Below are 14,432 nucleotides of genomic sequence, written 5' to 3'. Positions count from 1 at the left end.
CGTGCGAACCATCAGGCCAAAGGCCTATGCCGTTTCGAAGCGTGATTCGCATTCCGCAACCAATCTTCGGTATCCGGATATGTCACGCATAGTCGAGCGCGACACTACAGACACCATCCTTTATGTTCGGTTTGCCGAATCCGTGCACCTTTTTCGGAGATTTCCATGCGCTCCCGCATTCCGCCGCAAATGCCGCAAATGCCGCGAGTTACCGATCATCCTCAATGGGCCCAGGATCCCGGTCACCCCGTCGTCCCACAGCAACCGGTCTGGCGAGGTCCGGCTCCAAACGAGCTCTTCCAGAACATGCCGCAGACAAGACAGCGGCGGCCGTCCCTGGCGCCGGCAGGTCCGTTTCCGGTGATGGTGCATCAGCCCGTTATACCCGTCCTGCCGCCGGCCAATATCGCTCATCCCCGTGTTCCATTCCCCGTTGCGCAGACAAGGCAGCGGCGGCCGTCCTTGCCGGCAGGCCCGTTTCCGCTGATTCCGGGGACGGCGCATCAGCCCGTTATCCCAGTCACGCTGCAGACCCATATCGCTCATCCCCATCTTCCATTCCCCGCTATGCCGGTCATACCGACTGAGGCAGAGATGGCTGGGAATAAAGGTCCGGCGAAACTCGTCAAGAGGCCGCCACTGCGTGACCGTTCGAACAGCTTCTCGGAAGCCGTCAGTACGGTGGTCAAGTCGGCGAAACAGGCGTCCGCGGCAATCGGAAGTATCTTGCCGAATAAAGGCAAAGCGCCGGTCGAAAGCACGAAAGACGGCCTTATCGTGCGAGGTGGCGCACACCTTTCTCATGTTCTGTCCTTTCTCATGAAAGAGGACGTGCCGGAGCAATCAGTTTTGATCGCCGTAAAAAAGGGCGACGAGATTAGCTTGAAGTGGGGACGGGAGTACGATAACGAGACGGATACCGACCGGGACAGGGCGAGAACGTGCCTCGAGCAGATCCTGTCGGAATCCATTCAGCCGGATGGAGGGGGAGTCAGTACACGCAGTGAAAAAGGCTGGGAAATTATCGAGAACCGTCCGGGACGCGGCAGAACGCTCAGCCAGGTAGGCGCTGATCGAAGGATCGTAAAAGAGAACCGCCCAACCCAGAATAAGCTCCTCAAGAACACACTTCGGACTCTGTCAGGGACAAGACCGCTTACGGCCAAAAAACTGCGTGGCATTTTGCCGAAAATGTCCGAAGAGATTTATAAAACGATGGCTTCAAAAATTCCGGCGGCGCAACGACGCACGGATGAAGCACCACGCCCCTTGGGCGATTGTCTGGCGGAATGGATGGACGCCCTCGACACCGCGCTTTCGAAGGCGAATAAAAGAAGTACGCCTGTCATTGAAATCATGAAGAACCAGGCTCGGGAACAATGGCTGTCACATGGGCTCGGCGATGAGCAGACTGCGAATTACTTCTACAGAATGATCGCTTACTGCAATAGAAATGGACTGGGCGAGCTTTCCGGGCTATGCGGTAAGCTGTCTACAGAATTATCTCGTGCCGTCGCCATGAAATCTACCGCTGCCGAGCGGATTCGGTGGACCGGCGCCATGGATGGCGACACGGGAATGAACGCTCGGGCATATGGCAGTCAAATGAGGAAAACATGGGAAACAGCGCTAATCCTTCATTTGACAGAAAAAGGGACACCGCCTAAAGCCATTCGAGCCGCCGATAGTTTCAGAGCTTCTCTGCGCTGGATACTGACAGATGTAGCGGCCAGGCGGCCCGCTGATTTCGATGCGATTGCAGGTTTTATTCAGCACAGCTCGATCGGATACAACCCTCAACTCCAGCTACATTCGAACCCGGCCCTCAAGAAGTTTGTCGAGCCGGGCTCGGCTAATGCGGGGAACAAGCTGCTCGCCTATCTCAATCAGAAAATCAGGACCGGCGCAGATATTGGACCCATTTATCTGATGGATGCACCTATTGTTGAAGGCCTGCGTGCGTTCCAGGATCCATTGGCCTGGATGTGGGAGCCGCAAGAAACCTTGGGAGCAGTTGAGGAGCTCACAGCGGAACGTGACCGAAACATTGCTAGTGTTGAGAAGACGAACGTGGCCGGGCGTGGAATTCAGCCGATTCATATGCCCCCGCTAAGACACGACCCGATGAAAGATTCGACCACATCGAAGCCTTCCAATCACTACAGATTGAACCTCACCAATCCGACGAGAACAAACTCCATTTCGCTCGAGCATGATTTGCCAATGGCGAGCGGGGTTTCGGGGTCGGCCCTGCTTGTCGCGAAACTGATGCTGTCAGTGAACAAGCAATTGCCGGGTCAGCTCGACCCCGAACATGTGATTCTGGGTACAGCCATGTCGCTACTCAATGACGGAGGTCATTCTCTTTCCGAGGTCATGTGGCCACTCAATCAGCTCAAGGCACGCGGGATCAACCTGGGTTTTATCGACCAGCCCGTTAATCCGGCAAACTACGTCGCTGATTATCGCCACTTCTTTAACGCTTTCAGCCATGATGGCGAAACAATGGCCGCGTTGAACGATGCGCAAGACTACGCTTATACGGAGATGATTGCCCACCGCCGAAAGATTACCAGCGATAGCCTGGCTGTCGACGACCTGTCGGCGCGCAAGTAAGAATAGATAAAACGCGCCCGTGGCCGGTTCGGATCGCCTTGATCGCGGATGGCCTCGAACATGAACCGTGCGGTGCGCCGGTCTCGCTTCGGGCGATGACGGTCCGCACGCAGCCGGCTCGCCAGTTGCGCCGCCCACTCGTCGTCGACGCTCGGGCTGGCGTGCGTCGGACACGTCGGCTCGACGACATTTCTCGAAGTCCCGATACAGCGATCCCTGACATGGAAGACGGTGAGCACGCGCGAAACGCATGGATGGAAGAATTGCCGCCGTGCGCGGCCCACATAACAGGCTATTGAAGCGGCACTGAGCATTCGAGCATCAAAAATCGGCGCCCACCCCACATCTTGGTACGATTGCGCCTTTCCCCGCGGACGACAGCAAGCGTGAAGCGCCTCATCTCCTCATTTCTGGCCGCCCTCGACCGAGGGTTGACCCTCGCGAACCCGCTGATCGCACAGGGCTGGTGGCATCTGCGCCATCCGACCCGCCGTACCGTCGCCTGGGGCTTCGCCGCGCTGCCGGTGCTGTTCGTGCTGTATGTGCTGCTGCTGATTCCGTTCACGCCGAGCATCGGCGACATCCGCAAGGCGAAGATCGAGCAGCCCGCGCAGATTCTCTCCGCGGACGGCAAGCTGCTCGCCGAATTCAAGCCGTCGAACCGCGAGTGGGTCAGCCTGAAGGACATCTCGCCGACCGTCGTGAACGCGCTGATCGCGACCGAGGACCACCGCTTCTACGAGCATTTCGGCCTCGACTGGCGGCGCACCGCGTCGGCCGCGCTGCACACGTTTTCGGGCGAGCGCCAGGGCGGCTCGACGATCACGCAGCAGCTCGCGCGCAATCTCTATCCCGACGAAATCGGCCGCGCGCCGACGCTCACGCGCAAGCTCAAGGAAGCGATCACGGCGGTCAAGATCGAGATGCTCTATACGAAGCCCGAGATTCTCGAGACCTATCTGAACACGGTGCCGTTTCTCTACAACGCGTACGGCATCGAGATGGCCGCGCGCACCTATTTCGACAAGTCGGCGGCCGATCTGAACGTGCTCGAAAGCGCGACGCTCACCGGCATGCTGAAGGGCAACAGCTACTACAACCCGGTGCTCAATCCCGAGCGCGCGCTGCAACGGCGCAACACGGTGCTCGGGCAGATGGTCAAGTACGGCAAGCTGACGCCCGCGCAGTACGACATCCTGAGCCGCAAGCCGCTGCGCCTCGATTTCGAGCGCCAGATCGAGCCGCCCGGACCCGCGCCGCATTTCACGCAGCAGTTGCGCAAGTGGCTCGTCGCATGGGCCGATCGCAACGACTACAACATCTATTCCGATGGACTCGTCGTGCGCACGACGCTCGATTCGCGTTTGCAGACGATGGCGACGCAGGCCGTCAAACTGCAAGGCAACCAGTTGCAGGGCATCGCGAACTCGGCATGGGGCACGCGCACGGGCTGCTCGGCGGACAAGGATCTGCTGCGCACGTTTCTGCGCGAAACGCCCGACTTTCGCGCCGCCAGAGACACGGGCCTGTCCGACGACGATGCCCTGAAGCATCTGCTCGCCGACCGCCCGCTCGTGCAGAACGTCTGCGAGACGAAGACGCGCGTGCAGGCCGACTTCCTCGCGATGGATCCGCGCACCGGCGAAATCAAGGCGTGGGTCGGTAGCCGCGACTTCAGCGAGGACCCGTTCGATCACGTGCAGCAGGCACGCCGTCAGCCGGGCTCGACCTTCAAGCCGTTCGTCTACGCGGCGGCGTTCGAGGCGGGTGCGAAGCCCGACGACAAGCTGCCCGACAACCCCGTCGAAATCCAGTTGGCAGGCGGCGAAGTCTGGAAGCCGAACGACGAGGACGAACCGAGCGGCCGCATGATCAGCCTGCGCGACGCGCTCGCGTATTCGCGCAACCGCATCACCGCGCAGGTGATGGAATCGGTCGGACCGCACAAGGTCGCGAGGCTTGCGCGCGCGATGGGCGTGCGCGACAGCGAGCTCGATCCGGTGCCGTCGCTCGCGCTCGGCACGAGCCCCGTCACGCTGAAGGAGATGGTCTCGGCGTACGGCACGATCGCGAACCTCGGCAATTACGTCGAGCCGCTGATGGTCACCCGCATCGAGGACCGCAACGGCAACGTGCTGGCCGAATTCGCACCGGCCGCGCCGAAACGCGAGCTGCCCGCCGATACCGCGCGTACGCTCGTCGACGTAATGCGCGACGTGGTCAGCCGCGGCACCGGCGCGAGCATCCGCACGCGCTTCGGCGTGCGCGGCGACGTCGCGGGCAAGACCGGCACGACCCAGGGCAACGCGGACGGCTGGTTCATCCTGATCCAGCCGCAACTGGTGGCGGGCGCGTGGGTCGGCTTCAACGACAGCCGCGTGACGCTGCGCAGCGATTACTGGGGGCAAGGGGCGCATAGCGCGCTGCCGATCGTCGGCGATTTCTTCCAGCGCGCGCAGCGCTCGCGGCTCGTCGATCCGCGCGTGAAGTTCGATACCGAGCAGCCGCCCGGCTGGTTCGCCGAGCGCGCGGAGCGGTTGCGCGACTGGATCGAGCATCTGTTCGCGCGCACGCCACAGAAGCAGGTGGTTGTGCATGCGCCGGCGCGCAGGGCGCCGGTGGCGTCGGCGGGGACGTCCGGGGAGGCGTCCGTTAGTTCGCCTACTCCGCTTACTCAGGTTATTCCGGTTGTTCCGGCTCAACCGGGGTCTGCGGCGGCCGGCGCTTCGGCGGCGCTGGCCGAACCGCGCGAATTGCCGCCGTTGTTGCCGACGCCGGGAACCGCTCCCGCGCCGGCCACCGGCAATGCCGTCGACGGCGAAACGCATGGCGGCGGCGCAGCGGCCATCGCGCCGACGCCCACGCCCGACGACGTCGTGCCGCCCGATGCGGCAGGTCAGGGCGGACAAGGACAAGGGGCCGCCAACTTCTGAGTGGCACGGCACCTGCATTGTTAAAAGACACGCAACAGTGTTTTCGGCGCGAGCGGCTGATCTCGCGCGATCGATTGCCGATAATCGAGGCTTGCTAAATCAGGCCGGGCAATCGGTCAAAAAATGCAGGTGCTGCACAATGTGTGATCTGAATTCGAACGGTATTCCCGGCTCGTGCGCGCGAAAGCCTGAGCCGGCAGAGAAGAGGGCGCCGCTCGCGGCCCGCATGCGTGGTTTCGCCGCGGCGGTGCTCGCATGCGCGAGTCTCGCTGGATGTGCATCGAGTACCGACGTCGTCGCGACCGATAAACCCGGCACTTACACGGTCGCGGCAAGCGCAACCGGTGGACGCATGGCATGGGCCCGCGCGCATGAACTCGCGATGAACGAAGCGCGCGACTATTGCGAGCGCCGCGGTATGCAAAGCAGCGTAATGGCGGAAACCGTGAGCGGCGTGAGCGTGATGACCGAGCATGGATCGTCGGTCAATTTCGAGTGCCATCCGAAGTTCTGACGACAATGCCTGCGCTGAGGCGCAAGCGCACGCCGGTGCAGGTGTATCGACGAGGCTGGCGATATAGTCAGCGCCCCTACAGGTTCGATTCCCGTGTCGTTTGAATCCCCCGACGAAAATCGCGAGCCGTTTTGCGGATGCGCTCGCATTCTCTTTAATCATATGAGTCATGTGAGGCGCGCCGGGATTTCAGGTCCACGATTCGCCTTGCTGCCACTGTGCTCACTTCCTGGTACTCGTTCCCCGTTTGACGAATGACGCGCCTGCAAAGTCTGTCGTCGTTCGCCCCTGCGAGGCGTTTTTTTCACGCGAACGACGGGTAGGGTGTGTGGACGTTTTCGGCGTCCGCGCTGCGTCCAGCTTCCGCGACATCGTCTCGATGCGCTGCCGCAAGAGATCGGCCGTGGCAGCGCGTTCGGCCAGCAGTGCGTCCTTTTCCGCGAGTTGCGCGCCGCTCAGCGCATGCCGTGCGTTCGATGTGGCCAGCTCGGCCTTCGTCGCCGCGAGTTCGTCACGTAAGCCGTCACGCTGCGCGCGCGATTCGGCCTCTAACGTCGCCGCCCGCTCATGGCTGGCCTGAAGCTCCTTGCGCAGCCGCTGCGCCACGGCCCGTTCGCTCTCGATTTCGAGCAACGCGCGCTTTTCGGCGGCCGCGAGCCGTTGTTCGTTCTGTTCGTGTGCGCGGCGCAGCTTGGCCAGTTCGTCGGCGAAATCGCGGCGGGCGTCGGCCAGCGCGGCGATACCTGCCGCAGTTTCCTGCTTCGACGCGGCAAGTTGCGCCGTCAGCATCGCGTTGGCGGTTTGCAGCTCGACGATGCGCGCTTCGAGCCCGCCGATCTGCGCACGCAGCGCGGCGGCGTCGTGCGCCGCCTGTTCCGCCTGCTGGCGCGCGTCGAGCCGCTGCGTTTCCCGTTCCCGTGCCTCGTCGCGTGCCGCCGCGATTTCGCTCTGCGCGTCCTGTCTGAACACGTCCAGCGCTGCGCTTGCGACGTCGTTGGATAGCCGCCAAAGCTGGGCCGCCAGATCGCCGGCCGCCGCCGCGACCTCGGGCGGCAGGTCCGGGCGTCCAACGTCGACGCGAGTCTTGTCGCGAACCTCGCCCCAGAAATCGCGCAAGGCCTTGGCCGGCGCGCTCATGCTGCCTTTGCGCACCAGTTGATAAAGCCGGTTCGCGGTCGGCGTTTCGCCGTAGCGGAAAAACAGCAGCGCGCAGACCTCGCGGTATAGCATCTGAGTGTCGGATGCGCGTTCGCGGGCGGCTTCGATGTCGGATTCGAGCGTCATGGCGTGTTTGAGGCTACGGAATGAACGATAAATTGATAATACAACGTTATACGATAAAAATACTACACTTTCACCTCTTAAACACGACATTATTCCTATAATGTCGTGTTTAAATTTATGGGAAAGCATCGACGGCGGTTCGCTCATCCCTGGGCGCGGCGACGTACAGAACGGGATTGCGATCCGTGTGACGTGGTAGCCGCCAACAGTAAAACGACCGCACCGGACTTTCCTGCTTCGCCGCATTGCACGGATATTCGTCTTTGGAGCACCAAAAGATATTCAACGCGAGAAACTGTCCAGTCGGTCATCCGAGATGTATTCGCATCTAAAGAAAGAGTCATGAGCCCAACAATCGACGGACTCCGCAACCGGTCCGTATCGGCGTCACACCTTGCTGACGAGGCGTCTTCCGAGACGGCCAAGCCTGAGTCAAGTGCGATAGGAAGCTCGGCAAGTCCCCGGAGTCATCCCGCACTCAATGGCTTGAGCCCCCGGCCAAAGAAACTGCTGACATCCGCCGAGGCGCCTTTGGCCGCCTATGCGGCAGCCAGAACCCTTGTCGGCGAGGCGCTCGATCCCGAGTCAACTACCCAGCTTCGCAAGGCGAATGACGCGATGGACAAGGCGCGTCGCGCATTGTCAGCCGGAGCGGGCAATATCGCGCGAACCGGGAGCCCTGGCAACATGGATGCGCTACGGCGTACGAACGCGACGCGTGCGTTAGCAAAGGCGTTGAGTCACTCGCTGTGCAATCCAGGCGAAGAAACGGCGGCGCTCGTCCGTTGCTGGCCGCGCCAGATGCTCAGCGAAGTCTTGCGGGACATGAGCGCAGAGGAAAGGAGCGACTTGCTGAATCATGTGGTGGCGGCAGCAACGGCGTTGTATGGAAAAAGTGGCAACTGCGACGAGTTTGCCGCAGTGACGGCCAGCTACAGCGAAGTACAAACGGCAAAGCGCACGCATGTCATCACGGCGGACGTGCCATTCGACCATGTCTGGGCGGAAAGCCGTCACGACGATGGCATTGCCCGCCCCCATGATCCCATTCTGGATAGCTGGCTGGACGGGCCACCCGTCTTGCGGGAGAACGCCCGCTTCGCAAACGCGGCCGAAGCCGATCAGCAGCATACCGCCGCAAATGATCCGCGCGTGTCTGCCGCAATCGATGAGATGGCGCATCGCCTTGGCAAAAGTCCAGAGGCGAAGGAGCTTTTCGATAAAGCCATGGATATGTCGGCTGAGGACATCGAACGTGAGAGTACCGGCAATTTTGAGCCGATGTCGTCCATGAACGATCGATTCATTTCCAATGCTCGAAGGAACCTTGGAAAGCAACAGCAGGCAGCGAGGCCTGAGTTGCTGGGTGACATTCAGGCGGTCGGGGTCGGACGGCAGTTCGATCTGCCGATCGCGTCCGCGACCAACAAGGGCAATGTCGCTCTGATTCGCGACCAGTTAGAGACTTTGACTCGTGCGGGCGCGTCGTTCGCGTCATTATCGCAAGCAGACGGCTCGCGGTTGGCCTCGCGTCCGATTGGGCTGCCGACAGGTCCCCGGATGGGCTTGCCGTCGGGTCCTCGGCCGGGATTGCCTTCGGGTCCGCGAATGGGCCTGCCGTCAGGTCCCCGGCCGGGGTTACCGTCGGGTCCGCGGATGGGCCTGCCGTCAAGTCCCCGGCCGGGGTTACCTTTGGGCCAACGGCCGGGGCTACCGTCTTCAAGGACCGTCGGTGCAGTTGCTGGCCCACGGTCTGATGGGTCGTCGCTTTCCGCACTTACAGAAACCGCAGCGAGGGACGCATCAAATATTTAACGATCTTTGTTCGCGGACAACCAGCGCTATCCTGAGCGCAACCCGTCTGGTCCCGTCCTGTGGCGCGGCCACCGGCGTATCATCACGGACTATCTGCTGGCTCGCCGCGAAACCGTGCTGCACATCATGGACGCGCATCACACGAGCGCCGCCACGATGACGCCGGGCGCGCAACCGCAAGCCGACGGCACGTTGATCTATCCGGCTTAGTCACCGGGCTGAGCCGTTCCAGGGCACCCCGGCCCATCCGTCACCTTGCCCCACAGAATGGCTGTCAAGAAACCCACAACGCTCGAAATCCTGCTCCGCGACATCCGCTCCTGCACCCTGTGCGCGCCGACGCTGCCGCATGCACCGCGACCGGTGCTGGCTGCCTCCGAGCAGGCGCGCATTCTGATCGTCGGCCAGGCGCCGGGCGCGCGTGTGCATGCGTCCGGCGTTCCGTGGAGCGATGCGAGCGGCAAGCGCCTGCGCACGTGGCTCGGCGTCGACGACAGCACCTTTTACGACGCGTCGAAATTCGCCATCGTGCCGATGAGTTTCTGTTTTCCGGGGCGTGGCCCGAGCGGCGATCTGCCGCCGCTGCCCGCGTGCGCCGAGCGCTGGCATCGCGAGCTGCTCGGCCACCTGAGCGCCGTGCGGCTCACGCTGCTGATCGGACAGTACGCCCAGCGCTTCGGTCTCGGCGCCGCCTATGGACCCAGCATGACCGATACGCTCGTCCGCTGGACCGAATTCGGACCGGCGATCATACCGCTGCCGCATCCCTCGCCGCGCAACATCGCCTGGTTCAAGCGCAATCCGTGGTTTGACGCCGATGTTTTGCCGACATTGCGCGAGCGGGTATCCGCGGCCCTGGCGGCTCATTAAAATAAGCGCAATTACGCAACCGGCGTTCGTCCCCAGGAACTCTCCGAATCGTGTCCAAAGCCTTGCCGACAGCCGCATCCAGCGCCGACCTCGTCACCGTTCAGCCCGTCGAATCGCTCGTCGTGCCGGAACTGCTCGATGGCCGCGACGGCACCAATCGCGGCGCGAGCGAAAACTCGCAACTGTCGGCGCGCAACGATCTCGACGCCGTGCGCGCGTGGCTCTCCAATTACGCAGACACCAAGACCACCTTCGACAACTACCGCAAGGAAGCCGAACGTCTGCTGCTGTGGGCCGTCGTGCAGCTCGGCAAGCCGCTGTCGTCGCTGACGCACGAAGATCTGCTGCTATTCAAGGCGTTCATCGCCGATCCGCAGCCCGCCGCGCGCTGGGTGTCGGCGAGCGGCGGCAAGTTCGCCCGCAGCGACGAACGCTGGCGGCCGTTCAACGGCCCGCTGTCGCCGGCCAGCCAGCGCCAGGCGCTGATCATCCTCAACGCGATGTTCACGTGGCTCGTCAACGCCGGCTATCTGCGCGGCAATCCGATGGCGCTGCTGCGGCAACGCGCGAAGCGCTCGGCGCCGCGCGTCACGCGCTATCTGTCGACGTCGCTATGGGACGAGGTGAAGCTGTTCGTCGAGCAACTGCCGCAGGACACCGACGCGCAACGCGCCTACTACGCGCGCTGCCGCTGGTTGACCACGCTGTTCTATCTGCAAGGCATGCGGATTTCGGAAGTCGCGGGCGGCCAGATGGGCCAGTTCTTCAGACGGCTTGGCGCCGACGGTCAGGATCAGTGGTGGCTCGAAACGCTCGGCAAGGGCGACAAGGAGCGGATCGTGCCGGTGTCGGCGGAACTGATCCAGGAGCTGCGCAATTACCGCACGCTCAACGGCCTCGCCGCCTTGCCCACGCGCGCCGAGCAAACGCCGCTCGTGCTGCCGTTCAAGGGCCGAAGCCGCTGCCTGTCGCGCTCGGCGGTGCACGATGCGATCAAGGGCATCTTTGCCGGCGCGGCGACGTGGCTGCGCGCGCGCGGCCCGGAATTCGCCGATCGCGCCGATGAGCTCGAACGCGCGTCGGCGCACTGGCTGCGCCACACAGCCGGTTCGCATCAGGCCGATGGCGGCGTCGATCTGCGCACGATCCGCGACAATCTCGGCCATGTCTCGCTGAATACGACCAGCCTTTATCTGCATACCGAGGACGATGCACGGCATACGGAAACCGTCAAACGTCATCGCATGAACTGGGATGCGGCGAAATCGAAAGACGGCAATTGATCAACCCGCTGCTTGAGCAGCCCTCCCGCTTTCCCCGCATTTGCCCGTTCTTCCTCCGGCTTGGCGCCAATCCCGCCCCATTGCCCGCTAGAATTGCCGGCTTTGCCCGCGTCGGGCGCGCCGCAAGGCAAAATACGGGTTTTGCGCGCGCCGTATGCGCCGCGTCGGCGTATTGCGAATTGCCCCGCGGGGTGCCGCGAACTGCCTTGCGGCGCTGGCCTGCCCGGCGGCCGGACGGCGTTTTTCCTGCGGCGCGCGAATCCGCATCATCACGGCCCTGCCCGGCCCGTCAAGGCTTCGCGGCCTCTGACGCCCGTGGCGCGGCGAGGACGGCTCGTCCTTTGACAGAGCCCATCAGGAGCATTTATGAGCAATTCGAACCCATCCTTCCTCGGCCGGATTTCACTGGCCGTCGGCACGTTTTTCAGCATCCTCGGCAATGGCGGCTTCGCGGCCGACGTGCTGCGCCTGCGCAACGGCGAACCGGTCGGTGCGGCGTCTGCGCCCACGCCGGCCCCTGCTGCAACGCCGACACCGACGCCGGCGCCTGCTCCGCAGCCGAAGCCGCAACCGGCCCCGGTGCTGAAAGAAGCGACGCCCGACGCCGCCCTGCAACTGCTCGGTCTGCTGCAACGCGATGCGCGTTTCATCGACTTCGTCGAGGAAGACATCAAGGGCTATAGCGACGCCGACATTGGCGCGGCCGCGCGCCTCGTCCACGAAGGCTGCCGCGCGACGCTGCGCGAGCACTTCACGATCCGCCCGGTGCGCGACGAAGCCGAGGGCAGCCGCGTCACGCTGCCCGCGGGCTTCGATGCGAGTTCGGTGCGGCTGACCGGCAACGTCGTCGGCAGCGCGCCGTTTAACGGCAGCATCAGCCATCGCGGCTGGCGCGTCGACGAGGTGCGTCTGCCGAAGCTCGCGGACGGCCATAACGCGAAGGTCATCGCCCCGGCCGAGGTGGAGCTATGAGCGACGCCCGCTATTCGATCGGCATCGACCTCGGCACCACGCACTGCGCGCTGTCCTACGTGGACACACACGCGAGCGACGGCGAGAAAACCACCCAGGACGTACTGCCGATCGCGCAGCTCACGGGCCCCGGCGCGATCGACAATCTGCCGCTGCTGCCCTCGTTCCTTTATCTGCCGCACCCCGACGAACTGGCTTCGGGCGACCTCTACCTGCCGTGGACCGGCCAGCGCGAATTCGCGGTCGGCGAGTTCGCGCGCAGCCGCGGCGCCGGCACGCCGATCCGGCTCGTGTCGAGCGCGAAAAGCTGGCTGTGCCATCCAGGCGTCGACCGGCGTGCGGGGATTCTGCCGAACGATGCGCCGCCCGAAGTCGCGCGCGTCTCGCCGCTGGAAAGCTCGGTGCGCTATCTGACGCACCTGCGCGAGGCGTGGGACCACACGCACCCGGACGCGCCGTTCGCCGACCAGGACGTCACGGTAACGATTCCCGCCTCGTTCGACCCGGCCGCGCGCGAGCTGACCGCCGAAGCGGCCCAGGCCGCCGGCTTCACGCGCATGACGCTGCTCGAGGAACCGCAGGCGGCGCTCTATAGCTGGATCGAGAAAAGCGGCGGCCAGTGGCGCAAGCAGGTGCGGGTCGGCGACATCATCCTCGTCGTCGACGTCGGCGGCGGCACGACCGACCTCTCGCTGATCGCGGTGATCGAGCGCGACGGCAATCTCGAACTGCATCGCGTCGCAGTCGGCGATCACATCCTGCTCGGCGGCGACAACATGGACCTCGCGCTCGCGCACGTGGTCGCACGCAAGCTCGCCGCGCAGGGCACCCAGGCCGACGCGTGGCAGTTGCGCGCCCTCACCTACGCGTGCCGTTCGGCGAAGGAAACGCTGCTCAGCGACCCCGCCACCGACACCGTGCCGCTCGTCGTGCCGAGCCGCGGCTCGAAGCTGATCGGCGGCTCGATCCGCACCGAACTGACGCGCACCGAACTGACGCAGACGATCCTCGAAGGCTTCTTCCCGCAAGTCGATAGCGCGGCGCGTCCGGTGAACCGCGCGCGCGTCGGTCTGACGCAGCTTGGTTTGCCGTATGCGCAGGACGCCGGCATCACGCGGCATCTGGCGGCGTTCCTCGGCAGGCAGGTCGGTGCGCTGGCCGAACTCGCAGGGTTCGGCGGTGTGGCCGCCAATGACGCGGCCAACGCGGCCGCGCAAAATGCGAGCTTCCTGCATCCGACCGCGGTGCTGTTCAACGGCGGCGTGTTCAAGTCGGCGCTGCTGGTCGAGCGCCTGATGGGCACGCTGAACGGCTGGCTCGCGGCCGAAGGCGCGGCAAGCGCGCGTCTGCTCGAAGGCGCGGACCTCGACCTCGCGGTCGCGCGCGGCGCGGCCTACTACGGCTACGTGCGGCGCGGCCGCGGCGTGCGGATTCGCGGCGGCACCGCGCGCGCCTACTACATCGCGATCGAATCGGCGATGCCGGCCGTTCCCGGCCTCGAACCGCCGGTGCAGGCGCTGTGCGTCGCGCCGTTCGGCATGGAAGAAGGCACCGAGGCGGAACTGCTCGCGCAGGAGTTCGGCCTCGTGGTCGGCGAACCCGTGCATTTCCGCTTCTTCGGTTCGTCGGTGCGTCGTCAGGATCAGGTCGGCACCTTGCTCGAATACTGGGGCCCCGAGGAGTTGCAGGAACTCGATGAAATCCAGGCGACCCTGCCGGCAGCCGGCCGCGCGACGGGCGAGGTCGTGCCGGTGAAGCTGCACGCGCGCGTGACCGAGGCCGGCACGCTCGAACTCGAAGCGATCCCGCGCGGCTCCGAGGAGCGCTGGAAGGTCGAGTTCGACGTGCGCGGCGGCGCGCAGGCGTGAGCGAGCGGGTAAGAAGGCTGCGCAGATGAAGCGATACAGCGTCGGCATCGATCTCGGCACCAGCAACACGGTGCTCGCCTACGCGGAAACCGGATCGCACGAGATTCGCGTGTTCGGGATCGAGCAGCTCGTGAGTCCCGGCGAAGTTGCGGCGCGTCCGCTGCTGCCGTCGGTGCGCTATCACGCGGCCGAAGGCGAGCTGAGCGCGGCCGATCTGCCACTGCCGTGGTCCGCTGCGAGCGCCGCCGCAAGCCACGGCAAGGACGCCGCGCAGCCA

At 64.1% G+C, this 14,432-nt stretch carries 10 protein-coding genes and 1 pseudogene; 10 read left to right on the top strand and 1 reads right to left on the bottom strand.

From position 1 onward, the window contains the following. Nucleotides 1–306: 306 nt before the first annotated feature. The 3 genes from GXB81_RS12995 to GXB81_RS12985 all read left to right on the top strand — a co-directional run bounded on the left by GXB81_RS12995 (nucleotide 307) and on the right by GXB81_RS12985 (nucleotide 6,063). Nucleotides 307–2,616: a hypothetical protein gene (locus tag GXB81_RS12995; RefSeq protein WP_205989327.1), complete on the top strand. Its 2,310-nt coding sequence runs from the start codon at nucleotides 307–309 to the stop codon at nucleotides 2,614–2,616. 386 nt (nucleotides 2,617–3,002) lie between these two features. Continuing rightward, entirely contained in the window at nucleotides 3,003–5,549 is a 2,547-nt protein-coding gene (locus GXB81_RS12990; RefSeq protein WP_205989326.1) for a transglycosylase domain-containing protein, read from the top strand. Between the two features lie 226 nt (nucleotides 5,550–5,775). Next, on the top strand, nucleotides 5,776–6,063 hold the full coding sequence (locus tag GXB81_RS12985; protein WP_205989325.1) for a hypothetical protein: 288 nt from the start codon (nucleotides 5,776–5,778) through the stop codon (nucleotides 6,061–6,063). A 222-nt stretch (nucleotides 6,064–6,285) separates the two neighbouring features. Here GXB81_RS12985 and GXB81_RS12980 read toward each other — a convergent pair whose 3' ends face one another. Beyond that, complete coding sequence (locus tag GXB81_RS12980) at nucleotides 6,286–7,494, bottom strand: DNA-binding protein (RefSeq protein WP_241016345.1); 1,209 nt, start codon at nucleotides 7,492–7,494, stop codon at nucleotides 6,286–6,288. Nucleotides 7,495–7,878: 384 nt separating this feature from the next. Between GXB81_RS12980 and GXB81_RS12975 the strand changes: the two genes are divergently transcribed. The 7 genes and pseudogenes from GXB81_RS12975 to GXB81_RS12945 form a co-directional block, all read left to right on the top strand. Continuing rightward, the gene (locus GXB81_RS12975) at nucleotides 7,879–9,162 is read left to right on the top strand and encodes a hypothetical protein (RefSeq protein WP_205989324.1); all 1,284 of its coding nucleotides are present in this window, start codon (nucleotides 7,879–7,881) and stop codon (nucleotides 9,160–9,162) included. A gap of 60 nt (nucleotides 9,163–9,222) precedes the next feature. After that, nucleotides 9,223–9,372 (top strand): annotated as a pseudogene (locus tag GXB81_RS12970) (DUF488 domain-containing protein); the annotation flags it as partial. Nucleotides 9,373–9,429: 57 nt separating this feature from the next. Then, nucleotides 9,430–10,032 (top strand): uracil-DNA glycosylase family protein, encoded by a 603-nt coding sequence (locus tag GXB81_RS12965; RefSeq protein ID WP_205989323.1) that lies wholly within the window; start codon nucleotides 9,430–9,432, stop codon nucleotides 10,030–10,032. A 50-nt stretch (nucleotides 10,033–10,082) separates the two neighbouring features. Then, on the top strand, nucleotides 10,083–11,315 hold the full coding sequence (locus GXB81_RS12960) for a tyrosine-type recombinase/integrase (protein WP_205989322.1): 1,233 nt from the start codon (nucleotides 10,083–10,085) through the stop codon (nucleotides 11,313–11,315). A 366-nt stretch (nucleotides 11,316–11,681) separates the two neighbouring features. Beyond that, on the top strand, nucleotides 11,682–12,287 hold the full coding sequence (locus GXB81_RS12955; RefSeq protein ID WP_205989321.1) for a DUF2760 domain-containing protein: 606 nt from the start codon (nucleotides 11,682–11,684) through the stop codon (nucleotides 12,285–12,287). After that, nucleotides 12,284–14,155, top strand: coding sequence for an Hsp70 family protein (locus GXB81_RS12950; RefSeq protein ID WP_205989320.1), 1,872 nt, complete (start codon nucleotides 12,284–12,286; stop codon nucleotides 14,153–14,155). Before GXB81_RS12955 ends, GXB81_RS12950 begins: the two co-directional genes overlap by 4 nt. A 25-nt stretch (nucleotides 14,156–14,180) precedes the next feature. Continuing rightward, on the top strand, nucleotides 14,181–14,432 hold a 252-nt coding region (locus GXB81_RS12945), incomplete at its 3' end, for a hypothetical protein (RefSeq protein ID WP_205989319.1).

Source organism: Paraburkholderia sp. Ac-20336, assembly GCF_017105025.1.
Classification (GTDB): domain Bacteria; phylum Pseudomonadota; class Gammaproteobacteria; order Burkholderiales; family Burkholderiaceae; genus Paraburkholderia.
Note: the sequence above shows the minus strand (reverse complement) of the source record. Positions and strands in the feature narration are given on the sequence as shown.

Bases quoted from the DNA above. Each gene is read 5' to 3' on its own strand.
- GXB81_RS12995 (WP_205989327.1), top strand. From the start codon at position 307: ATGCCGCAGACAAGACAGCGGCGGCCGTCCCTGGCGCCGGCAGGTCCG.
- GXB81_RS12985 (WP_205989325.1), top strand. From the start codon at position 5,776: ATGCGTGGTTTCGCCGCGGCGGTGCTCGCATGCGCGAGTCTCGCTGGA.
- GXB81_RS12980 (WP_241016345.1), bottom strand. From the start codon at position 7,494: ATGAGCGAACCGCCGTCGATGCTTTCCCATAAATTTAAACACGACATT.
- GXB81_RS12965 (WP_205989323.1), top strand. From the start codon at position 9,430: ATGGCTGTCAAGAAACCCACAACGCTCGAAATCCTGCTCCGCGACATC.
- GXB81_RS12955 (WP_205989321.1), top strand. From the start codon at position 11,682: ATGAGCAATTCGAACCCATCCTTCCTCGGCCGGATTTCACTGGCCGTC.
- GXB81_RS12950 (WP_205989320.1), top strand. From the start codon at position 12,284: ATGAGCGACGCCCGCTATTCGATCGGCATCGACCTCGGCACCACGCAC.